This window comes from Lysinibacillus sp. NPDC093216 (assembly GCF_050280325.1).
Taxonomy (GTDB): domain Bacteria; phylum Bacillota; class Bacilli; order Bacillales_A; family Planococcaceae; genus Lysinibacillus.
In genome coordinates, this window is record NZ_JBNNVB010000016.1 from 1 (window position 1) to 23,901 (window position 23,901).

Consider the following 23,901-nt stretch of genomic DNA (forward strand, 5'->3'; position numbering starts at 1 on the left):
TGAATGTTTGTGTGGTAACTACATTCTACACGAGGTCGTTATGGGCTTCCTTTATATTGACTTCTAGGTGTTGCACTTAATATTACAATCCGTCACATATAAAAAGTCACGCTTTGAACAAAAAAAGATTGATTTCGATCCTTCTTATTTCGCTAGTGTCCGCGTTAACGAAAAAATTTAGAATGAAATTAATTAGGTTTAATGTATTCTCCTGTGGAAGCATTAAAGCCCGCTGCTTCCAATTTTGTTTGGTCACTATTCCAACCTATCACTATTAGAAGGGTAACATTTCTCTCTATATCTTTTCTAAGCATAAAATTATAGCCTTTAGCCCAATCTTTCCCTGGATAAATACCGCCAATTTTTATGGCTTTTTGAAGCAATTCAGGTGAATCATACTTAATATCTTTCATTTGTATAAACTCTTTTTTAGGGTAAGGAGAAGTACCATCACTCGTTAAATCATTTGTATCATCTATTTTTCCGTCATGAATGGTTACTAAAAAAGCCTTATTAGTTTCTGGCACTCCAAATAAAATATTCCAATGCTTTCTTTTGCCGTTACTTCCGATTGACTTTCCAGGCTTATCTAAATCAATATTTATTGCATCTTTTAATTGAGCATTTTTATTCCATTTCAATGCAGGTGGATAGGCTAATTCAATCGCTTGTTTTATTGATAATTCTTGCTGTTCATCGGCTTCAAATGTATCTTTTGTTAATTGTAGAGAACTAGCAGATACTATCTCAACAGCATCAATTGGAACTAATAAAAGTAAGACAACAAAAACAATTCTTTTCATTTTCTCAAGCCCTTTTTAGGTGTATTATTTCCAAAACTTATTCAAATATTCTGCGTCGTTAGTAAAAAACATTTGTCGAACAATTCCCATGGCAAAAAGGGATATACTGGATTTTATAGAATACTATGAACCAACCTAAATTTTTTAATCAGGAGTGAGGGAATTGGAAGTTACTGAAGAGCAAAAGTCATTATTCAGTAGAATTGGCTATCTCTATTTACCAGCTAATAATATCGATGAAACAATTGAATGGTATCAGAATAAGCTAGGATTTAAGCTTAAAGCACCAAAATTTCAGGATGATATTGGTTATGTGGCAGTATTAACACCGCCAGAAGGATATGTTGTATTACTCCTTGTAGAAACAAAGGATCATACAACAGCAGATTTTTTACGCGATGGTCGCCTGTATCAAACTTTTACGTTGAATTGTCCAGATCTTGAATATACACATCAATCATTAAAGGGTAACGGTATAGAAGTTACCGAGATTATGGTGCGTGGAGAAAATGCTAAATATTTTGTCTTTACCGACCCATCAGGTAATCATATCGAGGCTGCTTGGTCTGTATGGGATTAAGTGACAAAAATAGGTGCTTTAGTACAAGAAGAATGATCAGACTTTATGTTTAATCATTCGAAAAGATAGTTGCTATTCAACTAACGGTCTGTTTAGTGGAACAAGATATAAAACTTTTGATGATAAAATTAGTCAATTGTAAAGGCTGTATTCTAAAAAAATGTTGCTATATAACTCCCATGAAAGAACGTAATAATCTTTCATTTTCTGTGGTGAAATGTTGATTTTTGCGCTACATAGATGGCTAACGGGGGAGGTTAGTGGAAGAAGGGCCATTGTAATAATGTGTAGAAATAAACAAATATAACTAATTCTAAACAGGAGGTATTATGAAGGATATTAGTTTATGTGTTAAAGAGTTGGATGTCCATTATTACGAATTAGGAAAGAACACTAAACCCACAATAGTCTGTTTACACGGACTTGGAAATAGTGGGGCAGTCTTTTCTGAGTTAGCTGAATACCTAGAAGATGATTTTCATATATTATCTTTTGATAATCCAGGTCACGGAGGCACATCTCCTTTTGTAAATGAAGATGGTTATCTATTTTCAAGTCTTGCAAAATGGTATAACGATGTATTCGAACGAGTCTTAAAAGAACCCTTTTATATTTTGGGCCATTCTTGGGGAGCTGATATAGCTTTACACTATGCTAAAATGTACCCTAAAAAAATTAAAGGGGTTATCTTACTTGATGGTGGCTATACGTTTCCAGATTTCCAAGAAGATATGACCTTTTCTAAAGTATATGATGGGTGGAATGATTATATGGAGCATTCCTCGGTTTTTGACACTTGGGCTGATGTAATCGGGGAGTACCAACAATATACAGACCGATGGAATGAAAAAATTGAACAAATGGTTCAAACACTTTTTAATAAAAGAGAAAAATATGAACTTATTACTTCAAAGTTTACTGTATTATCTATTATTAAAGCATTTTTTAGAGAAAGTTTTACAACAGCTTATCCATACATAAAATCACCATTGATTCTTATCCACGCAACTCTTCCCAAAGAGTTAATAAACGCTAGAAGAACTGGAATCAACAAATTAAAACAGCATATAGAAAATGTCACCATTGTTTCAATGGAAGCAACTGATCATATGGTTCATTGGGATAACCCTAAAAAAGTAGCTAATGAAATTCATAACTGGGTATCTAAATGTTGAGCTACGTGGCGATTGCAAAAAAATATTACACCAATTGAAGTGAACGGAACCTCGGAAATTGGGGACGTTGTGGTCATTTCTTTAATAGTAGCCTCATTTCTAGCTGCATTTTTTAGCCAAAAGGGCAAGTTGAGAATTTTTTCTTTAATTGTTTCCGCCATTCCAGTGCTTTTTCTACTAGGATTGATTTTACTACCGATATTTTATTTGTTAGAGCAATAATCGGATACGTTCTTTGTAAAAAGATGGTGAAGTTATTGCACTTCAACTAACGAATGCTTTAATTATAAGAAGATTGGGGAAAAGATAAAATATTTCCGAAATAAAGGTTATCTATTTGTTGCTTGAACACCAATAAAAATTGTTAAAAAGAGTGGTGATAAAGTGGAGAATGTAAATCAAAATAAGCGTATTCTTTATGCGGTTTTCGAGCATGATATTCAATTGCCAATCCTAGATATTACTCATCCCCTTTTCAACGCAAGTATTGATGAACAGGCGTATCATTTGAGCTGTCTTAAGTCAGCCAAGAGCATTGAATCATTAAAAAAGATGCCTGGCTTTATCCGCAACATCTTTCTGACTACTCCCACAGATAAGCAGTGGGGTTCTTATGTACTTAAGAGAAGCGTTACAAAGCTCTCCACAGATGGTGTTGCCATGTCCTGTGTACAACATCTTTGATTTATCTTCTGTTCCATAAGACTTTCTTATTTACACAACCGATGTTGTACAAGAGACCAGGACTAAGATTCCTGGTCTTATTATGTTAGTCATTACTATAAGGTTATTATTATATTCAGAAAATAAAATTGACGTGAACATTTGAGCATGTTATGTTTAATACAAATTTCATAGCAATCATTACAAGTTTGAGTGAAATAAGCTTTCATTCAATTAAAAGGAAAATGGGTGTAAATCCCATGCTGTCCCGCAGCTGTAAATGAGGAGTTTTGTTTAGATTACCACTGAGTGAATACTTGGGAAGGTGAAGCAAAATCATGATTCATGAGCCAGAATGCCTGCTTGTAAGGAGATTCATTGATGATCTACGAAAGATAGGGAGATGGATAGGGGCTTACTCACAGTAAGTTATTCTGTCCTTATTCTTTTGGAATAAGGTTTTTTTTATGCCTTTTTTCACTCTGTAGATTCTTCATTTAGTGCACCACAAACAAAGATAGGAGACAGAAAATGAGATTGACAAAGTATTTACTTCCTTTCATGCTTGTTATGATGTTCAGTTTACTTACTGGCTGTACAAGCACTGAAAAGGAAGAGACAGCAACGAAACAACAGACTGACGAAAAAATGATAACGATTGGATGGCCATTAGATGTAGGTCCATTAAATCCCCATACATATTTACCAAATCAAATGACAGCACAAGCGATGGTCTATGAATCATTGGTTGAATATAACGATGACGGAACAATTACGCCGAAACTAGCAGAAAGTTGGGACATCTCAAAGGACAAAACTTCTTATGTTTTCCATTTAAGAAAAGATGTCAAGTATTCTGACGGAACGGCTTTTAATGCAGACAATGTGATTCGTAACTTTCATGCAGTTTTAGCAAATCGTGATATGCATTCTTGGATGGGCATGGTTAATCATATTAAAGAGGTTGTGAAAGTGGATGACTTTACAATTCGTTTGCAATTGGATGAACCCTATTATCCTGTCTTAAACGAACTTGCCTTCGTAAGACCTTTCCGTTTTTTAGGTGATAATGGATTCCCTAAAGGTGATGCGACAAAAGATTCAATCAAAGCACCAATTGGGACAGGCCCATGGGTATTAACAGATTACAAAAAGGATGAATATGCTTTATTTAGTCGCAACGAAAACTACTGGGGAGAAAAACCTCTTGTAGAACAAATAAAAGTAAAAATTATCCCTGATTCAGAATCTATCTCGTTAGCATTTGAAAACGAAGAATTAGATTTAATATATGGTCGTGGCATCATTAGTTTAGATAACTATACGTTTTTAAAAGATAGCGGGAAATATAAAACCGCTACGTCTGAACCTTTATCTACGCGTGCGCTACTGTTGAATACACAGTCAGGTCCGTTAGCAGAATTAAAGGTACGTCAAGCGATTCAATATGCAATCAATAAGGAACAGATGGTTGACAGTATTACACATGGTACTGAAAAAGTGGCCAATACACTATTTTGGGATGCTGTGCCTTATGCCAATATTGATTTAGCGCCAATTTTATATAATCCGAAAAAAGCGCAACAATTGCTAGATGAAGCGGGATGGACGCTTCAGAAGGGTGAAAAAATTCGCTCTAAAAACGGACAGCCACTAACATTAGATTTAATCTACATTGCGACAGATGCGATTCAAAAACCTATGGCAGAACTAATGCAAGGTGAACTTGCGAAAATAGGGGTACAATTGAATTTAGAAGGCGCAGATGTGATGGTAGGTCTGCAAAAATTAATGGATGATCAAGTTGATATTAATTTCTGGCGTACAAATGGACCACCAACAGATCCACATAGCTTTGCTAATGAATCAGCTACACCAAACGCTAATGGTGTCTATGAAGCAAAATTAGGCTTACCAAATGCCAAAGAAATCGATAATAGCATTCATCAATTATTAGTAGGTACAGATGAAAAAGAGCGAGTGCAACTTTATACGGATATTTTAACAATGTTCCATGACCAAGCACTATTCTATCCTATATCTTACGAAACAAATAACGTGATTTATCAGCCATATATGAAGGATTTTGCTCCACGTGCATCTGAATATGATATTCCATTTGCACAAATGGATAAAGAAAAATAACTGTAAAAGAGAGAGTATGTCTATCAAAGACAGCTCTCTCTTTATCATAGGATTGATTAGGAAGTGACAGCATGTATGAATCGACATGGATGTTTTGTTTAAAAAGAATTTTGACTTTACCGTTTGTACTATTGGGCGTATCCATCCTGACTTTTGTATTTATTCGTTTCGTTCCAGTAGAACCTGCTGAGGTCATTCTTAGATTGGCAAGAGTTGCACCAACAGCAGAAGCCATTCAAGCATTACGTGAAGAACTTGGAACAGACAAACCTTTTCTTATTCAATATTTACTGTGGATAAAAGGCGTTTTGCATTTAGATTTTGGTACATCTTTTGTTAGTAAATTACCAGTAGCACATGAACTTTTCGCGAAATTACCCGCTACCATTGAATTAGCAGTTGCTGCATTTGTGTTAATTTTAGGATTAAGTATACCATTAGGGATCATAAGTGCATTATATAAGCATTCCATCATCGATAAAATCATTAGACTATTGACTATCATGAGTGTATCGATTCCAACATTTTGGTTAGGTTTTTTACTATTATATATATTTAGCTTGAAATTAGGGATCTTCCCGACAAATGGAAAGGGCACACTAGTACATCTAGTTTTACCTGCACTCGCATTAGCTTTACCAACAATTGGACTGTTCGTCCAGTTTATCCGTACAACCATCATTGAGGAATTACAACAGCATTATGTTCAATATGCACAGCTAAGAGGATTAAAAAACTCTGTGATCCTCGTACGCCATGTTTTGAGAAATGCTATTATCCCGCTATCTACTGTGTTAGGTATGACGCTTGGTAATTTACTAGGTGGTGCAGTAATTGTAGAGCAGGTTTTTAGTTGGCCAGGACTTGGGAGGTATTTAATAGAATCCATTATTAACAGGGATTACCCAGTTGTACAATGCTATGTATTGATTATTGCTGTCATTTATGTGCTTGCAAATTTATGCACAGATGTATTGCATCGTCTATTGGATCCTCATCTGATGATGAAGGACAGGAGAGATTGAAGTGAGCCTATTACATAAAGAACTCAGATTATTTAGTCTAACGATACTGCTAGTCATTGGCTTGTTAGGACTGTTTGCGCCAATTTTAATGCCTCATGACCCTTTAGCAGTCGATATATCAAAGAAATTTTCAGGTCCAACATGGGACTATCCATTAGGTACAGATCATTTAGGAAGATGTGTTTTTTCACGATTGCTTTTAGGTATTCGCTATTCTTTAGGATCAGCGCTCGTCATTCAAATAGTAGCCATTCTTTTAGCGATCTTACTAGGTGCTTTTGTTGCGCTAAAACGAGGCCTGATAGATTTCCTATTTATTCGAATATGTGATATTTTATTAGCTTTTCCTACACTTGTCCTTGCATTTGGACTTTTAGGTTTATTAGGTCCTAGCTTAAAAAATGTGTTGATCGCACTTATTTTTACGCAATTTATTTATTATTCAAGATTGATAAGAAGTTTATTTATTGGAATGAACGAAAAAGATTTTATTCAAGCAGCAAGAATCAGTGGCACTTCTGGAATCAAATTAATCAAACGCCATTATATCCCCAATTTACTGCCACCTATCGTAACAATAGTCGTATTAGATATAGGAAAGGTTATTTTAGAAATTGCAGGCTTTTCCTTTATTGGACTTGGCGTGCAGGCCCCCATCCCTGAATGGGGAATGATGGTGAATGAAGGAAAACAATACATCCGTCAACATCCTGAATTAATGCTTTATCCTGGACTTGCCATCGTCCTTGTTGTGCTATTATTGAATCATTTGGCAAGTAGTTTCAAGAAGCTTGACCAGTAAAGGGGTAATTATGGAGAAAGTTTTAGAAGTGAAAGACTTAACGGTAAAAATCGGTGAGAAAAATATAGTAACCTCTATCAATTTGACAGCCTATAAAGGGCGTGTCTTAGGGATTATAGGGGAAAGTGGTAGTGGCAAGACAATGCTTTGCCGCGCTATCATGCAATCATTACCGGCTTCGGCGCAGATCACACAAGGCCAAATCATCTACCAACAAGAAAATTTATTGAATGTATCAGCTGCTAAATTGAGAGCGTATCGCGGAAGGCATCTGTCTATGATTATGCAAAATCCGTCTACAGCTTTTGATCGTATTCAAACAATCGAAAGTCATTTTCGGGAATCATTAAAAGCTCACTTTGTAATTACTAAAAAAGAAATGAGACAGATTGCCATTGATGCTATGTATAAAGTCAATTTACCCAATCCAGAAAAGCTTTTGCGCTATTATCCTTTCCAATTAAGTGGCGGAATGTTACAGCGAGTGATGATTGCTTTGTCATTGGCGATACAAGCTTCTATATATATTGCAGATGAACCAACGACAGCCCTTGACACAGTCAATCAAAAACAAGTATTAACATTATTTGATCGTATTCGTTCGGAAACAGAGGCTGCTATTATTCTTGTGACACATGATATAGGTGTTATTGCTGAACTAGCTGACGATGTGGCCGTGATGTATCAAGGTGAAATGATTGAGCACACGAATGTCTATGATTTTTTTGATGCGCCTCAGCATCCTTATACAAAGAAACTTTTACAATCAAGAATTATGTTTTAGAGGTGAAAAAATATGACGCTGCTAGAAGTGAACAATATAGAGATGCATTATGCTCACAAACCATTCATGTTCAAACGAGGACAGGAAGCTCCTGTGTTACAAAATGTAACATTTTCACTTCAGGAGGGTGAATGTTTAGGAATCGTCGGTCAAAGTGGTTCAGGCAAAAGTACATTAGGCCGCATTATTTTAGGAATTGAACGACCAACAAAAGGTGAGGTTCTATTTCAAGGAATTAATCTTTATGAAACAACAAGTAAGCACAAAAAAATAATACGTAGAGATTTACAGGCTGTCTTTCAAAATAGCTATCATTCATTTAATCCGAAGCAGACGATTTTTGAGATAGTAGAAGAACCTCTCCTAAATTTCGAACGTTTCAGCAAAACAGAGAGACAACATAAAGTAATGGAATTACTAGACTGCGTGGAGTTAGATAGAACAATCGCTCAAAAATATCCTGCGCAACTTAGTGGTGGGCAACAGCAACGTGTCAACATTGCAAGAGCTCTTGCTTTAAATCCGAAATTGATTGTATTGGATGAAGCCATTAGTAGTCTTGATATGATTTTGCAGCAGCATATTATACAATTACTACAAACTCTTCAAAAAGACATGCAACTTGCTTACATTTTCATTTCTCATGACTTACAAGCAACACGTTTTATGTCAGACCGAATCGTCGTGATGCAGCACGGTCAGCTAGTTGAGGAGATTGGGAAAGATGGTGCATTCAAGCACCCTGCATCTCTAGAACTATATAATGCTATTTTGCCATCGCATCCTCGAGAAAGAACGATAAAAAAATAAAAGTATTCATTTGTTATAATAAGGAAAAATCTTGCAAAATCACTGAAGATAATGGAGGTATAGGATGAAGAAAGGTCAAATTCGAGCAATTGCTATTTGTGTATTTAGGAAAGGCGATTCAATACTTGTCTCTGAAGGCTTCGATGAAGTAAAGGGAGATCATTACTATCGGCCAATTGGCGGAGGAATTGAATATGGGGAGACAAGTTCTCATGCAATAAAGAGAGAAGTACTTGAAGAAATCGAGGCAAATATAAAGAACTTAAACTATTTAGGTACAATTGAAAACATATTTACATATAACGGTGACCTTGGACACGAAGTAGTTTTTGTATATGATGCTGAATTTGTCGAAAAGTCCTTTTATGAAAAACCTTCTTTTTTCGGACAAGAAGATAATGGCGCAATCTTTAAATTGCTTTGGAAGCCAATTAGCGATTTTACAGATAATAAATTAAAATTAGTTCCAGACGGATTAGTCGATTTGCTTTAGATCATTAAATAAGTTAAGAGCTTTCTTACTTGTACATTGTGACTGGGTGTTATAGCTCAATTAAGGAAAATCAAGCTTTATAAAAAAAGAAACTCCATTTTGATCAATCTATTTTCAAAATAAATTTTCTATTGGTTGAGAAGTAGAGTGCTGAGGTTACACATGACACAAAAAAATCTCAATGCACACACTGATTTACAATGAATAATCCTGAATAATTTTTAAGCCAGTACAATTAGTATTGGCTTTTTTATACATATAGTGATTGGAAGTATGGGGGAGTGTGGAATGATATTGCCCAGAAGCAAAAGAACGAAAAAAAAGGCATCTCATCCATAGATGAAACACCTTTTATTGAAGTTATTGGGCTAATCGTTGAAGGAAGGTATCTAATTGTACTAGTGTGACATTGTCTTCCACCCCGAACATATTGTTACCTTTACCAATCGTAATTTTATTGGAAGAGAGAATGGCTACATAATTGTAAGCCCAATGCGTACTTGGAACATCAACAAATTGTAGTGCTGTTCCTTGTTGTTTTAAATGGTATGCTTCCACTAAAACTTTCGATAATTGACCACGTGTTATAGGAGAACCTGCATTGAATTTTCCGTTTACATCACCCGTAAAAACGCCAAGTTTTCTTAGTGCTTCCGCAGCACCTGCATATTTAGACGTAGGGCTTACATCTGGAAAACTTGAATTGGTATTACTAGTATCTAAATGTAATTGATTTGCCAGTTTAAGAGCTACCTCTCCACGCGATGCATAAACGCTAAAGTCGACGTCAGTGCCTTTTACTTCTCCCAAGTCATTTTCAGTGAAGTTTGCAATGCGTTTTGCTCCTACGTAACGAGATCCCCAGTAATAAGGATCATTAATTTTATCGATTTTAACCCCAGAACTTGTAGTAGCTGAAATAAAATTGCTGTCACCTATGTATATGCCAACATGGGAAACCCCACTTCCCGAAGTATTAAAAAATACAAGATCCCCAGTCTTCAACTGATCTTTAGCAACCGAAGTACCTTGCTGATATTGAGCTGTAGATGTACGTTGTAGTGAAATCCCTAACTTAGAAAAAACAATTTGTGTATATGCTGAACAGTCTACACCTGTTTTAATATCTGTTCCTCCATATTGATAAGGAACACCTATATATGCTTTTGCTGTACTTGTTAAATCTGCTATTGTTGCCGCTTTTGCATCATGAACACCCATACCTGTAAAGAACATAAACGATGCGAAAATGGGTAATAACCATCTTTTCTTCAATTAAACCTACTCCTTTCAAAAAGCTTTCGCAATTGAATAAAGTAAGAATAGCATGAAACAGGCACGAGTTATTTTTCAATAATATTACCGATTACCTTTAAACAGCAAAATTGAAACCTTAATTTTAACTGTGTAAAACTTCTGCAACAATCATGGGCAATTTTACTAAAAAAAGTTAGAATAATTGGATGAAAAGGGGCTAAAGTGTTAATTTAGATGTTTTATCCAATTGAAGTTTGAGTGATTCCCTCGTTATTTCACTGAAGATGGAGGCGATCTTCATAAATTTTTCGAAACATCTATTGTAAACTCATCTAGTCGATTTAATATTTTTACATCAATTCCTAGCTCTTTTTGATATTCATAAACCTGTTGGCCCTTTTCAGTTAATTTTTTAATGACTTCTCGATTATTAGCTGGATTTAAGCCTTACTTTTCAAACTTGTCGACCATTTGCAGGCTGTCTTTTAATCCGAAGCGGACGATTTTTGAGGTATTAAAAGAACCTCTCCTTAATTTCGAGCATTTTAGCAAAACAGAGAGACAACGTGACAACCTCGCAAGAGCTCTTGCTTTAAAACCATATTTGATTGTATTAGATGAAACCATTAGTCTTGATGCGATCTTGCAGAAGATATCAATCACTTCAAAAAGACATGTAGCTTGCTTACATTTTCATCTCTCATCCTCGTGAAAGACCTATGGAGTTTTTTTATTCAAAGGAAATAGATAATCAATAATATTAAATAACGAATTAATATTATTGATTTTAGGTATTATAAAAATTAATTTTATTGTTCACATTTTTAATTTTTTGTTATATAATCAAATCAACTAAAAGGAAAGGACTTAATTATGGCTTATAAAGTAATCACAAATTGTCCTGTCTGCAGTAAAACATTGAAAATTACAAAGTTACAGTGCTCTCATTGTCACACGACGATTGAAAATGAATTTGAATTATCTAAGCTGGCATCCTTATCAAAGGATCAGCTTCATTTTGTGGAAGTATTTTTAACATGTAGAGGGAATATCAAAGAAGTTGAAAAGGAACTAGGGATTTCGTATCCAACAGTACGAGGAAAGCTAACAGACATCATTTCATCCCTTGGATATGTGCAGAAGAAGAAAAATGAAGTAGACGAGAAAAAAATTGTCACTATGTTGGAAAATGGCGAAATCACACCAGAAGAAGCCATTAAACTCTTAAAGGAAGAATAAGGAGGAATTAACTATGAAAGAGGAAATCTCAAGAGTGTTAACAATGGTTCAAGAAGGTAAGATTGATGCAGATAAGGCATCGGAACTGATTCAAGTATTAAAAGAGAAAGCAGAAACAGAGGAGAACCTTTTAGAAAAACCGACTAAATACTTAGATAAAACTTTAAAAATCCGTGTTGTATCAGCTGAAAATGATAACGTTACGGTCAATTTACCTTTAAAGCTTGTCAAGGTTGTATTAATGGCTGGACACAGCATCGCAGCGAGTATTCCTCAATCGGAAAAATACGTTAAAGATATAGACATCAACCTTATTATCGAAGCAATCGAAAATGAATTAGATGGCCAAATTGTTGATATTAAATCGGCTAACGGGGATACCGTTTCGGTCATTATTGAATAGTGATTTGCTTATGATGTATGTAAAAGTGAAAGCAAAAGACGTTCGGTTCACCATTCCACTTCCATATGCTATGTTAAACATTGTTATTTCAATTTTGTCTTCAAAATTTGTTCAGCATAAAGCAAACAAATGGACAAGAGAGCACTTCGAAAGAAAAAAACTGGACTTTACCTTTCCGCTAATTGACAAAGAAACGCTAAAGCCTATTGTCAAGGAACTGAAAAATTATAAGGGAATCGTGCTAGTCGATGTCAAAGCTAAAGACGGTACTGAAGTTAAGGTTAAACTATAATTACAATACACCGTTCAACTGACTGGTATTTTGAAGAGAAAATTAGCTTGTATTTACTTTATTATAATTTGAATTGGATATGCAAAATAAAATAAAAGGATTCTTTTGATGACATACGGTACTCCGGAGGTATGAATCAAAAGAATCCTTTTTTGTATTACAGGAGGAGGTTCCGAAAAGCTTATACTTGATTAGAAAAAACAGAAAAACCCCAGTTTTATACTGGGTGACGGTTTGTCAGGTCAAGTATTTTTACTTTTCTGGGTAATCTATATTTAATGACGGTGGAATTAAACAATCTCTAGTTTTATTAAGTCGTAACAACCAAGTTGAGCTTACCCTGTGTGGAACTGACCATACATCAGAGCAACATAATGTCTACAATTTTAGAATGTGGTCAAAAAACCCCCATCAACCACTGCTATTAACAAAATAGTTAGACCATAAATTACACTTCATTCAATTATTGTGCGAACCGTAGGCTAAGGGAATATAGTGTTATTGTATTGGCTATGTCATTAAAAAATATTTCCTACTGGCAATATACAAAAAAATGTTTACAAATGCGTAATGGATTTTGTGTATCACTGGATTTGTTGCCTTGCGGTTGATTTTTTCTACTAAAATAAAATATAACTCCATTGGAATTGACGGTAAAATGCATTTTAATAATAGTATAGGGAATGAAAATGATGAAAGAAATAAGTATTGCAAAAGTTATTACAGCAAAAAGAAAAGAAAAAGGTATCACACAAGATAAACTTGCTGAGTATGTCGGTGTATCAAAGGCTTCCGTATCCAAATGGGAGACGGCTCAAAGCTATCCGGATATCACCCTGCTGCCACAATTGGCAACCTATTTTAATATAAGCATTGATGAACTCATTGGCTACCTCCCGCAAATGACAAAAAAAGATATAAAGAAAACATACCAACGGCTGGCTGAGGATTTTAGCAACAAGCCTTTTGATGATGTACTTGATCAATGCCGTGCAATTATAAAGAAATATTTCTCTTGTTTTCCTCTGCTACTGCAAATAGCTAAATTATATGTCAATCATTTTGTCCTTGCTACGGAAAGGGGAAAACAAGAAGAACTGTTACAAGAAGCCATTGATTTATGTATCCGGATTAAGAAGGAAAGTGATGATATTTGGATCGCGAAGCAGGCAAATTCATTGGAAGTACTGTGTCATATAATCTTAAATCAACCGCTGGAAGCTTTGGAATTACTTGACGAAACAATGAAGCCTCCGATTAGTGATAACTTTTTACTTTCCAAAGCCTATCAAATGACAGGAAATATAGAGAAGGCAAAGGAAGCTTTGCAAGTCAGTATGTATCAACATCTCCATGGCCTTCTTGCGCCGGCACAGTCATACTTGCTGTTGGTAGCCAATCATCCTGAAAAATTTGAGCAGGCACTTGAACGTTTTATCGAAATATCAAAAGTCTTTAAAGTAGAAAAACTGGACCCTAATTTGTTGTCGTTGCTTTATATGGCTGCGGCGCAAGGTTATATGATGCAAAAAGAAGCGGAAAAAGCATTGGAAATGCTCGAAAAATACACATACATTTGTACGAACGTCCTTTTACCGTACGAATTGAAAGGAGATTCCTTTTTTGACAGTATTGAAAACTGGCTGAAGGATTATGATATTGAAGCTCCTAGAGACGAAAAGATAGTAAAAGAAAGTATCGTACAAAGTGTTATAGAAAATCCTGCATTCTTCCCATTGCACAATGAACCGAAATTCAAAAGTATTGTTGAAAAACTAAAAGCACAAATTTGAAATGAACTATTGATAGGGCCAACTTGATGTATTCACTTACATTTTGGTTGTCAATATAAGGAGGTAAATATAATGGTTGAAGAAAAAATTGTTTTAGGTGCTGAAACAAAGTACCCACTGAATGGAATATTAACCATTCCTGATGAAACAAAAGGATTATTTCCTGCAGTTGTATTGGTTCAAGGCTCTGGTCCAAGCAACATGGATGAAAAAATCGGAAATATTTATCCTTTTAAGGATCTTGCAAATGGTTTGTCTGGAAAAGGAATTGCAGTGCTGCGATATGATAAAAGAACATTCGTATATGGTAAAAAAATGAGAAAGGATATTGGATTAACAGTGAAAGAAGAAACCATTGAGGATGCAATTCTCGCTGCGAATTTTTTGCGAAGTGATTCACGTATTGATTCAAACAAAATATTTATTATTGGTCATAGTTTAGGTGGGATGTTAGCTCCGCGAATTGATGCAGAAGGTGGTAAGTTTGCTGGAATCATTATTATGGGTGGTTCTCCACGCAAATTTGAAGAAATTCTAATGGATCAAAATAACGAAGTTTTAAATTCATTGAATAAGTTTTTGAAAGTAATTGCAAAAAAACAAATAGCAGCATTATCATCAAAGTTTAACAACATCTATAACCTAAGTGATGAAGAAGCAAAATCAACTTCAGTTTTAGGAAAATATGTTAGAGCCTACTACCTAAAAGAAATGGGCGAACATCCATCTGCCAATTATCTCAAGGAATTAAATAAACCCATATTCATTCTACAAGGAGAAAAAGATTTCCATGTATCAGTGGAAAAGGATTTTAATGGTTACAAAAGAATATTGGGAGATAGATCCAATGTAACGTATAAACTCTATCTAAACCTAAATCATGCTTTCATGCCTTTTGTTTATGGAGAGATACGAAAAGCAAAAAAAGAGTATAAAGTTGCACAACATGTCGATCAACAAGTGATCAATGATATTGCCGATTGGATTCATTCGGTATCGGAATAGTCATCAGGAGGTAAATACAATAGCTAGTTCTATTTACAAACTATAGGCACGAAATAATTTCTTAGGAGCAAACTAAATCATGAAAAAGATAATAAACTGGAAACTATTCTTCCTACTTATTGCCGTATGCGTCGTGACGGGCGTAATGGTTATATCGTTTACGTACGTGCTTGCGCCGCTGCCAGATAACGCACCTATGTAGAACATCATACCTGCGCAGATTGCACAAACACTGGTGTTAGGTGTGCTGGCAAGCTTTTTCGGATTGCTTTTGGCGCGACATATTGGATTTGGCGCACCGATTTTGGAGGGAATTACAGGCGGTGAAAAGCGGAATGGCTATCTGAAATCTATTCTCGGTGCATCTGTCTTTTGGGGCATTTTGGGCGGTGTCCTTGTCGTTTTACTGTGTATCCCGTTCTGGAATATGTCTGTTGAACTAATGAAGGCGGAAATGGCGGTGCCGGTTTGGAAATCCTCGCTTGCGATTTTCTATGGCGGTACGGCAGAAGAAATATTATTCCGGCTTTTTTTGATGACGCTTTTGGTTTGGATTGCTTCCAAAATCAAAAAGGCGAAAGATGGGGGACCAACTAAAATCGGCGTGTGGTTGGCTATTATTATAACAGGGGTTATTTTCGGCCTCGGTCATCTCGGAATCACGGGCGCGATAACCACATCACTAGCGAAGTAATCCTCCGGTGTATTAGAAGACTTTTCAGCTGGTTTTCAAGGAACTGTGATTTGTGATGGTTATTCTGCATACGGGAATCTACCTGACGTTACGTTCGCCAACTGTTAGGCGCATGTGCAGCGCTATTGGCTGAAAGCTGATAGCAAAAACGGCAAAATTGGCGTCGATTATTGTGACCAACTATATGATTTAGAACGCCAATTTAAGCATCTTTCACCAGGTAAACGCAGAAAAGCAAGGCAAAAACATTCAAAGCCGATTGTAGAGAAATTCTTAAAATGGGTGGATTAATCACCTTTCTTCGGAAAAAATGCCTTAGCCAAAGCCGCAGAATACACATTAAATCGTATCCACGGATTAAAAGCTTTTCTGTTCGACGGTAGGATTGAAATCGATAATAATCCAGCTGAAAATGCGATTCGTCCTAATGTGATTGGTCGTAAAAACTGGCTTTTCTCTGTTAGTGAAGCTGGTGATAAAGCGAATGCCATCTGTTTAAGTTTGGCTGAATCGGCAAAAGCAAACGGCATCGATTTCTATCAATACCTAGTGACGTTAATGACAGAATTGCCAAATTTACCGATTCACCAGCAGCCAGTGATTTTAAATAATTACATGCCTTGGTCGAAAAAAATCCAAGCCACATGTGCAAAATAGCCATCTATCCGAAAAAAATTAGGAAAAATGGCTATTCGTCGTGCGTACCAAGAAGGTGCGCTTATTTTTTTATATTTCGGGCTTACTAGCTAGTTATTAAAGAGCCAACAGAGCTTCTATTTCAATGTTACAAAGAAATCTTAGAATTAGTTATGTACGAAAAATTGTTTTTCTTAATTAACACTGGTATAATTTAGGTGGCTTTAATTTAGAAGAATCGTTACATTTTGGAGGGACAGTTTGTTTAAAAGAAAAATCTGGAGTAGCATTTTATGTTTCGTTTTAGCCGCCATGATTTTGACTTCATGGTCATTAAAAGAAGATAAACAAAAAGAAATTGAACCTAGAGAGAGCGTTTCACTAGAATTACCAAACTCCGCACAATTACATTTGGAAGCCAATGGTTTACTATTACAAAAAACCAAAAGCTCAAATAAATCATATATTCGTTCAACGGATCAAACAACTGTCTATAATTTATTTGAAGATGGGGAAAACATGGGCTCCATCAAGGTCACTGTTCGAGAAATCGATAATGGGGATTTCTTCATTTTCACTCAATTACAAAACAAAAGCAGCAAAGGTTATAGTGCCTCAATATCGTACCCTATCAGCGGAAATATAAAGTATGATTTAACGGATTTCGAACGCCAGGAAATTCAACATGAGCATGATCATGTATTCGGTGTAGATCCAACCACCTATCCTATCGGCCTGTTAAAAGTAAAGGAACACGAAGATTTATTGACTAATATGATGATAAGCCGAAACTACGTATCGAAAGAACTTATAACCAACTATGAGAACGGGGATAAGAGTGTGGTCCGGGAATTGACGAGTGAAAATAAGGACTTGAAATTAATGAATGATGATAATGGCCTTACTGTCACTCTTCCACTTCAATCAGAGGGAAATGATTTATCTGAAAACTGGGTGTTAATATCACAAGAGCCTCTGTTTAAAAAAGAAGAAGCGCTTAATGAATGGATAAATGAAAGTACCAAACAATACAAAGAAATGAACAAATGGTATACAGCAGAAGGACCTTATTCAAAACTCCCATGGTCGATCGAACCTGAAACAAAATTAGGATATGGGCGAAACCTAGTGAGGGTCCAAGATAAAAAAGCATTAAATTACTATGAAACTACACAGGAGCGATACTTCTACGATTTGCTATTAAATTCTGTTGCGAACTTATTTATTTTTCAAGGAGATAAAAAAGGCTTATGGGAAACGGAGTATACGAGTACGTGGTTGAAAAAAGATTACGGAATCCAAGCTCCCTATACCGATACTAGGCATAACGAGAATGTCGCGTTATTCCTAAAAAAAACAGGGAACATGCTTGACATTAAAGAACTCAAAAACTCGACCATCACCTATGCAGACTTTTTGGTCAATCAGACGAAAAACGGAAACATAATCGAAGTTCCCAAAGGTGGTTACCTTGTGACCGATTATTATTCTCCCCAGCAGACAAAGAAGACACATACATCCTTAAATCATGCTCTAGGAGAAATGAATTACTTGCTAGAATCCTATCAACAAACAAAAGAAAAATCCTATTTAGACGTGGCCAGAAATATGAGACAGGGTGTTGAAAACATCGGTGAAAAATGGTTACGAGAGAATGGGGATGTGTGGTATCAAGTGAATAGTGATTTCACCTTTGAAGGAATAGATTATCCTCTCTTAACGTTAGGAGATCTACTGAAATCACAACAATCTTGGGAAGTTGTTGGGGAAAAACGAAGTGAAATGTTTGATCAACTCATTCGTTCAAAAGCACAATACCTCGTGGAAAGTAAACAAGAAATTCTTCAATCGGTAGCTGACCTTCTCATCGACCAAGGTTTTGGGGATATTATTGAAGGTTACAATAATATTCCTAAGTTTTAATAAACTTCTTTCTCATTATGTTTCAATACTATTAAGCAAAAACAAGAACAGCCTCCTTGTTGGAACAAATCTAAAGAGCATGTTTTGAAAATATATTGTTCAAAACATGCTCTTATCTCTTCCAAGAAAGAACCTTGGAAAATTTTTTTGAATGATGGAAAAAAATTATTGCAATTATTATTTAACAAGCATAATATAAGTTAATAGTTATATAATAATTTAATCACCTGTAATTGATTGGGTGTTTTTATTTTATGTAATATATAAGCAAATGATTATACAAGGAGCTCAAACATATGGAAAATACACTAATTGAAAAACAATTAAAAGCAGCAGCTGACTTGAACCGCATTAAATTACTTGCATGTATGAAGAACGGGGAGGTTTGTGTATGTGATTTTGTGGATGTTTTAGGCATCTCACAACCAGCAGTTAGTCAGCATCTTCGAAAATTAAAGGAGGCAGGTATTATTACTGAGCGAAAAGTAGGGACTTGGAAACATTATCGTTTAGTGGAGGATCAAACGCCACTGATGAAGGGCATTTTAGAACAAATTCAACCTGTAGCTGGATGTGATTGTGGCACCGACTGTGGTTGCTAAATAGGGGGAAATGTAGATGAGTAATGAATCCTTAACGAAACAGCTTTCATTTTTAGATCGCTACCTTACTCTTTGGATTTTTGTAGCGATGGGTATTGGCGTTTTATTAAGTATCACAATGCCAAATATCGGTGAAGCATTAGAATCCATGTCGGTTGGTACAACATCGATACCGATTGCTATTGGGCTAGTAGTAATGATGTATCCGCCACTGGCAAAAGTAAAATATGAGGAAATGTGGCGTGTGTTTAAGGATTGGAAAGTTCTTTTACTGTCACTTTTCCAAAACTGGTTATTGGGTCCGTTTTTAATGTTCTTTTTAGCCATTATCTTCTTACGAGACTATCCGGAGTATATGGCTGGGCTCATTATGATTGGTTTAGCTCGATGTATTGCGATGGTTATCGTGTGGAATGATCTAGCTCGTGGAGATCGAGAATATGTAGCTGGTTTAGTTGCATTTAACTCCATTTTTCAGATCTTAACGTATTCGATTTTTGCTTACTTTTTCTTAAATGTATTACCTGGTTGGTTTGGCTTAGAGAATTTTAAAGTGTCCATTTCAATGTGGGAAATTACGAAAAGTGTTCTTATTTACTTAGGAATACCATTTGCTGCCGGAATTCTAACACGATGGATCGGTATCAAAACAAAAGGAAAGCAATGGTATGAGGAAAGATTCTTACCAAAGATTTCACCACTTACTTTAATTGCACTGCTGTTCACAATTGTGATGATGTTTGCATTGAAGGGTGAAAAATTAGTCGAACTACCACTTGATGTTGTACGAATTGCTATCCCATTATTCATTTACTTTGTTGTGATGTTTGCTGTTTCATTCTTTTCTTCTCGTAAAGCAGGTGCATCTTATCCCGTTACAGCAGCCCTGTCATTTACAGCCGCTAGTAACAACTTTGAATTAGCCATTGCTGTAGCTGTAGGTGTTTTTGGACTTCATAGTGGAGTAGCTTTTGCCGCTGTTATTGGTCCACTTGTTGAAGTACCGGTACTCATTGGACTTGTATGGGTTGCATTACGTTGGCAAAAAAAATATTTTAAAACCATTAAATTATAGAAGTACTTTTTATGACAAACACACTTTATTTCTTATGTATAGGAAATTCTTGCCGTAGTCAATTGGCTGAGGGGTGGGCAAGAAAATTATTGCCTACAGATTGGACAGTCAAAAGTGCTGGCATTGAAGCACATGGAGTAAATCCGAATGCGATCAAAGCTATGGCAGAGGTAGGAGTTGATATTTCGAATCATACATCTGATCTAATTGATTTAGAGACATTAAACAATGCAACACTAGTCGTCACTCTTTGCGGAGATGCCGCAGATAAATGTCCGATGACGCCTCCTCACGTTCGTCGTGAACATTGGGGATTTGAAGATCCAGCGAAAACGTCAGGTACAGAAGAAGAAAAGTGGGTAGTTTTCCAGAACGTACGTGATGCTATTGGCAAACGTATTGAACAATTTGTAGCTGAGGAGTCGAAATAACATGAAAAAAATTCATATTTATGAGCCAGCAATGTGCTGTTCTACGGGCTTATGTGGACCATCCATTGACCCAGAGTTATTACGTATGTCATTTGTAATGAATAATTTAAAGAAAACAGATATAGAAGCTGAACGATTTAATTTAACAAATGAACCAAATGCCTTTGTAGAAAATGAAGCCATCAATCAGCTTCTAATGGCAGAAGGAATGGATGCACTGCCTGCAACATTTTTAGATGGGGAATTACTTTGTAAAGGGAAATACCCGACAAATGAACAATTTTCACAGTGGTCAGGGCTTTCCGAAGAAGAACTATTACAAAAACCAAAAGTACGCTTATCTCTAAAAGGAGATGAGTAACTTGGAACGCTTTTCAAGATGCCATTTCCCTGACACCCCTTTCCTATTTTTTACTGGGAAAGGCGGCGTTGGAAAAACATCAGTTGCTAGTAGCCTATCAATAGCCATTGCTAATGAAGGGAAAAAGGTGCTGCTAATTAGTACGGACCCAGCATCCAACTTACAAGATATTTTCGGTCAAACACTTTCTAATACCCCGACAAAAATAGATGGTATCGATAATTTATTTGCATTAAATTTAGACCCTGAACAGGCAGCACAACATTACAAAGAGCAAATGATTGGCCCTTACAGAGGTAAATTGCCTGATGTAGTCCTTCAGAACATGGAGGAACAACTTTCGGGTGCTTGTACAGTTGAAATTGCTGCCTTTAATGAATTTGCTACACTATTGACTGATACTACAGTAATTGAAAATTTTGATACCGTTGTATTTGATACGGCACCAACAGGACATACGTTACGTTTGTTACAGCTGCCTTCTGCATGGTCTACGTTTTTAGATGACAACACTACTGGTACATCTTGCTTAGGTCCATTAAAAGGACTAGAGCCGCAACGCGAAATCTATAAAGAGGCTGTTGAGCGTTTAAAAAATGCGAATCAAACGACACTAATGCTTGTGACACGTCCTGACGGAAATCCTTTAAAAGAGGCTGCACGTGCTTCTCAAGAGCTGTTTGATATCGGTATTCAAAATCAGATTTTACTAGTGAATGGTTATATGAAAAATCTATACTCTAATGATGCAGTGGAAAAAGCATTCATTGCACGCCAAACAGAAGCATTAGAGTTGATTCCTAAAGAGTTAAAGGAATTTGAACAATACTATTTACCGTTTGTCCCATACTCATTATCAAGTATTGAGCGTATGCAAGCATGGATGACAGATCAAGATATCTTACATGAAAATGAAGCAGACAAAGGTATGACGGTCCCTGAAGTAGAAGACATGATTGCCGATTATTTAGAACGTAAGCCGAGGCTTATATTTACAATGGGTAAAGGCGGTGTCGGCAAAACAACAGTTGCTTCGTATATCGCCCTGCGCTTAGCAGAAGAAGGCATGCATGTACATTTAACTACGACTGATCCAGCAGCGCATTTAAATTGGACGTTCGGTGATGACAAAGTTAAAAATGTAACGGTAAGTCGTATTGATCCAAAAGTAGAAGTTGCAAATTATGAAGCCGAAGTGCTTGCAAAAGCAAGTGAAACGATGAATGAAGAAGGCTTAGCATTTGTCAAAGAAGACTTGGCCTCTCCTTGTACAGAGGAAATTGCCGTATTCCGAGCGTTTGCTGATGTTGTAGAAAATCATCAAGATGAAGTCATTATTATTGATACAGCACCAACTGGCCATACATTGTTGTTATTAGATGCGACAGAAGCTTATCATCGTGAAATAAGCCGTTCGCAAGGTGACATCCCTCCAGCTGTTTCAAACTTGTTACCACGATTACGTGATGCGAGTTATACAAGCGTAGCTATTGTAACACTTCCTGAAGCAACACCTGTTTTTGAAGCGACACGTTTACAGGAAGATTTACAGCGTGCTGGATTATCCGTTGATTGGTGGGTTATCAATCAGACATTTTCATCTATTGAAACAACTAGTCTAACATTAATACAAAAGCAACAAGCTGAAACAAAATGGTTAGAAGAAATCAGAACCATCAGCAACCATCAATTTGTGGCAATACCATGGGTAAAAACACCACCAGTAGGAACAAAAGGTTTACATGAACTTAAAGGAGAGACATTCAAATGAAAATGAGTCCCGAAGGTAAAAATTATTTAGAGCAAGTATTAGCTGATTCAGAGGTGAAAACACTGCGTTTCTTCGGCATTCCAGGATGCTGTGGTGTTAATTTAGGTGTGGGCTTAGAAGCACCTACAGATGAAGATACTGTAGAGACAATTGAAGGGATCGAAGTTGCCATTCATCCTGATATTGCACCTCAATTAACAGAAGTTACAATTCATGCAGAAGAAGAGAATGGTGAACTAGGTTTAGTGTTGGTAGGATATTCACCAAAATCTTGCTAAGGTGGGGTTTTAAATGACAAGAGAAGATAATATTCGTACAAATGTACGTGAAAATTATGCGAAAGTAGCCTTGAAATTAAACAGTACACAAGGATGCTGTACACCAGCCTCTAGCTGCTGTAATCCAGATGAAAATCAAAATATTTCCATCGAAGAAATTTCGCGAAAAATGGGCTATACAAAGGAAGAGCTAGCTTCTATTCCTGATGGAGCCAATATGGGCCTTAGCTGTGGTAATCCACAAGCTATCGCGGATTTGAAGCATGGAGAAACTGTTGTTGATTTAGGTTCTGGTGGTGGCTTCGATTGTTTCTTAGCTGCACCAAAGGTAGGGAGAGAAGGTCAAGTAATTGGCATTGATATGACACCTGAAATGATCTCAAAGGCACGCCGTAACGCAGAAAAACCAGGTTTTGAAAATGTAGAATTTCGTTTAGGAGAAATTGAACAGATGCCTGTTGCGGATCATACAGCTGATATTATCATCTCGAATTGTGTGATCAATCTATCACCAAACAAGCCACAGGTATTTAAAGAAGCTTACCGTATTTTAAAAACAGGTGGTCGTTTAGCGATTTCAGATGTTGTTCTAACGGCAGCCTTACCAGAGAGTTATTTAACAGATATGAGTTTGTATTCTGGATGTATATCTGGTGCTATTTCGATTGATGAATATGAAGAACTTTTAAAAGATGCTGGCTTTACAAATATCTCAATTGAACCAAAAGATGATTCAAAAGAATTTATCCGTGAATGGGAACCTAATTATGATTTAGAAAATTATATTGTCTCAGCAATTATTCAAGCGGTTAAATAGAAGGATTAATTTACGTCTAGCTTAATGCTAGACGTAAAAAATAC

25 protein-coding genes, 1 pseudogene and 1 riboswitch are annotated in these 23,901 nt (G+C 36.1%); of the genes and pseudogenes, 24 read left to right on the plus strand and 2 right to left on the minus strand.

Going from position 1 to position 23,901, the window contains the following annotated elements:
• Positions 1 to 188: 188 nt before the first annotated feature.
• Positions 189 to 803 (minus strand): hypothetical protein, encoded by a 615-nt coding sequence (locus ACQKOG_RS16830; protein ID WP_370076297.1) that lies wholly within the window; start codon positions 801 to 803, stop codon positions 189 to 191.
• A gap of 163 nt (positions 804 to 966) precedes the next feature.
• On the opposite strand from ACQKOG_RS16830, the gene ACQKOG_RS16835 reads away from it, so the two are divergent.
• The 9 genes from ACQKOG_RS16835 (at position 967) to ACQKOG_RS16875 (ending at position 9,280) form a co-directional block, all read left to right on the plus strand.
• The gene (locus tag ACQKOG_RS16835) at positions 967 to 1,383 is read left to right on the plus strand and encodes a VOC family protein (RefSeq protein ID WP_427447491.1); all 417 of its coding nucleotides are present in this window, start codon (positions 967 to 969) and stop codon (positions 1,381 to 1,383) included.
• Positions 1,384 to 1,712: 329 nt separating this feature from the next.
• A complete protein-coding gene (locus ACQKOG_RS16840) occupies positions 1,713 to 2,558 on the plus strand; it encodes an alpha/beta fold hydrolase (protein ID WP_370076301.1) in 846 nt (281 codons plus the stop codon).
• Positions 2,559 to 2,942: 384 nt separating this feature from the next.
• Positions 2,943 to 3,242 carry a hypothetical protein gene (locus tag ACQKOG_RS16845; protein WP_370076303.1) on the plus strand — a complete coding sequence of 100 codons (300 nt, stop codon included), beginning with the start codon at positions 2,943 to 2,945 and terminating at the stop codon, positions 3,240 to 3,242.
• Positions 3,243 to 3,409: 167 nt separating this feature from the next.
• A riboswitch (cobalamin riboswitch) is annotated at positions 3,410 to 3,602 on the plus strand.
• 150 nt (positions 3,603 to 3,752) lie between these two features.
• A complete protein-coding gene (nikA, locus tag ACQKOG_RS16850) occupies positions 3,753 to 5,366 on the plus strand; it encodes a nickel ABC transporter substrate-binding protein (RefSeq protein ID WP_427447494.1) in 1,614 nt (537 codons plus the stop codon).
• A gap of 71 nt (positions 5,367 to 5,437) precedes the next feature.
• A complete protein-coding gene (gene nikB / locus ACQKOG_RS16855) occupies positions 5,438 to 6,391 on the plus strand; it encodes a nickel ABC transporter permease (protein WP_415730535.1) in 954 nt (317 codons plus the stop codon).
• 1 nt (position 6,392) lies between these two features.
• The gene (locus ACQKOG_RS16860) at positions 6,393 to 7,193 is read left to right on the plus strand and encodes an ABC transporter permease subunit (protein WP_370076309.1); all 801 of its coding nucleotides are present in this window, start codon (positions 6,393 to 6,395) and stop codon (positions 7,191 to 7,193) included.
• Between the two features lie 10 nt (positions 7,194 to 7,203).
• Positions 7,204 to 7,977, plus strand: a complete 774-nt coding sequence (locus ACQKOG_RS16865; protein WP_427447497.1) for an ABC transporter ATP-binding protein — start codon at positions 7,204 to 7,206, stop codon at positions 7,975 to 7,977.
• A gap of 12 nt (positions 7,978 to 7,989) precedes the next feature.
• Positions 7,990 to 8,787, plus strand: coding sequence for an ABC transporter ATP-binding protein (locus ACQKOG_RS16870; RefSeq protein WP_427447499.1), 798 nt, complete (start codon positions 7,990 to 7,992; stop codon positions 8,785 to 8,787).
• A 64-nt stretch (positions 8,788 to 8,851) separates the two neighbouring features.
• Complete coding sequence (locus ACQKOG_RS16875; RefSeq protein ID WP_370076315.1) at positions 8,852 to 9,280, plus strand: NUDIX hydrolase; 429 nt, start codon at positions 8,852 to 8,854, stop codon at positions 9,278 to 9,280.
• A gap of 360 nt (positions 9,281 to 9,640) precedes the next feature.
• Here the strand turns inward: ACQKOG_RS16875 and ACQKOG_RS16880 are convergent, their stop codons facing one another.
• On the minus strand, positions 9,641 to 10,555 hold the full coding sequence (locus ACQKOG_RS16880; RefSeq protein ID WP_370076317.1) for an NlpC/P60 family protein: 915 nt from the start codon (positions 10,553 to 10,555) through the stop codon (positions 9,641 to 9,643).
• A gap of 855 nt (positions 10,556 to 11,410) precedes the next feature.
• Here ACQKOG_RS16880 and ACQKOG_RS16885 point away from each other — a divergent pair.
• The 15 genes and pseudogenes from ACQKOG_RS16885 (at position 11,411) to ACQKOG_RS16955 (ending at position 23,857) form a co-directional block, all read left to right on the plus strand.
• Complete coding sequence (locus ACQKOG_RS16885) at positions 11,411 to 11,776, plus strand: DUF2089 domain-containing protein (RefSeq protein ID WP_402874220.1); 366 nt, start codon at positions 11,411 to 11,413, stop codon at positions 11,774 to 11,776.
• Positions 11,777 to 11,789: 13 nt separating this feature from the next.
• A complete protein-coding gene (locus ACQKOG_RS16890; RefSeq protein WP_370076321.1) occupies positions 11,790 to 12,179 on the plus strand; it encodes an SHOCT-like domain-containing protein in 390 nt (129 codons plus the stop codon).
• Positions 12,180 to 12,189: 10 nt separating this feature from the next.
• Positions 12,190 to 12,471 carry a hypothetical protein gene (locus tag ACQKOG_RS16895; RefSeq protein WP_427447502.1) on the plus strand — a complete coding sequence of 94 codons (282 nt, stop codon included), beginning with the start codon at positions 12,190 to 12,192 and terminating at the stop codon, positions 12,469 to 12,471.
• 689 nt (positions 12,472 to 13,160) lie between these two features.
• Positions 13,161 to 14,264: a helix-turn-helix domain-containing protein gene (locus ACQKOG_RS16900; RefSeq protein WP_427447504.1), complete on the plus strand. Its 1,104-nt coding sequence runs from the start codon at positions 13,161 to 13,163 to the stop codon at positions 14,262 to 14,264.
• A gap of 72 nt (positions 14,265 to 14,336) precedes the next feature.
• Complete coding sequence (locus ACQKOG_RS16905; RefSeq protein WP_370076327.1) at positions 14,337 to 15,269, plus strand: alpha/beta hydrolase family protein; 933 nt, start codon at positions 14,337 to 14,339, stop codon at positions 15,267 to 15,269.
• A 244-nt stretch (positions 15,270 to 15,513) separates the two neighbouring features.
• On the plus strand, positions 15,514 to 15,963 hold the full coding sequence (locus ACQKOG_RS16910; RefSeq protein WP_370076329.1) for a CPBP family glutamic-type intramembrane protease: 450 nt from the start codon (positions 15,514 to 15,516) through the stop codon (positions 15,961 to 15,963).
• A gap of 9 nt (positions 15,964 to 15,972) precedes the next feature.
• Positions 15,973 to 16,620: pseudogene (locus ACQKOG_RS16915) on the plus strand (IS66 family transposase); the annotation flags it as partial.
• Positions 16,621 to 16,860: 240 nt separating this feature from the next.
• The gene (locus ACQKOG_RS16920; protein ID WP_427447507.1) at positions 16,861 to 18,522 is read left to right on the plus strand and encodes a hypothetical protein; all 1,662 of its coding nucleotides are present in this window, start codon (positions 16,861 to 16,863) and stop codon (positions 18,520 to 18,522) included.
• Positions 18,523 to 18,818: 296 nt separating this feature from the next.
• The gene (locus ACQKOG_RS16925; protein WP_370076333.1) at positions 18,819 to 19,124 is read left to right on the plus strand and encodes an ArsR/SmtB family transcription factor; all 306 of its coding nucleotides are present in this window, start codon (positions 18,819 to 18,821) and stop codon (positions 19,122 to 19,124) included.
• 16 nt (positions 19,125 to 19,140) lie between these two features.
• Positions 19,141 to 20,199, plus strand: coding sequence for an ACR3 family arsenite efflux transporter (arsB, locus tag ACQKOG_RS16930; protein ID WP_370076335.1), 1,059 nt, complete (start codon positions 19,141 to 19,143; stop codon positions 20,197 to 20,199).
• A gap of 11 nt (positions 20,200 to 20,210) precedes the next feature.
• Positions 20,211 to 20,630 (plus strand): arsenate reductase (thioredoxin), encoded by a 420-nt coding sequence (gene arsC, locus ACQKOG_RS16935; protein WP_370076337.1) that lies wholly within the window; start codon positions 20,211 to 20,213, stop codon positions 20,628 to 20,630.
• A gap of 1 nt (position 20,631) precedes the next feature.
• Positions 20,632 to 20,991, plus strand: a complete 360-nt coding sequence (gene arsD / locus ACQKOG_RS16940; RefSeq protein ID WP_427447510.1) for an arsenite efflux transporter metallochaperone ArsD — start codon at positions 20,632 to 20,634, stop codon at positions 20,989 to 20,991.
• On the plus strand, positions 20,984 to 22,762 hold the full coding sequence (gene arsA / locus ACQKOG_RS16945) for an arsenical pump-driving ATPase (protein ID WP_427447512.1): 1,779 nt from the start codon (positions 20,984 to 20,986) through the stop codon (positions 22,760 to 22,762). Before arsD ends, arsA begins: the two co-directional genes overlap by 8 nt.
• On the plus strand, positions 22,759 to 23,040 hold the full coding sequence (locus tag ACQKOG_RS16950; RefSeq protein ID WP_402874271.1) for a Fe-S cluster assembly protein HesB: 282 nt from the start codon (positions 22,759 to 22,761) through the stop codon (positions 23,038 to 23,040). Before arsA ends, ACQKOG_RS16950 begins: the two co-directional genes overlap by 4 nt.
• A 13-nt stretch (positions 23,041 to 23,053) precedes the next feature.
• A complete protein-coding gene (locus ACQKOG_RS16955) occupies positions 23,054 to 23,857 on the plus strand; it encodes an arsenite methyltransferase (RefSeq protein ID WP_427447514.1) in 804 nt (267 codons plus the stop codon).
• Positions 23,858 to 23,901 lie beyond the last annotated feature (44 nt).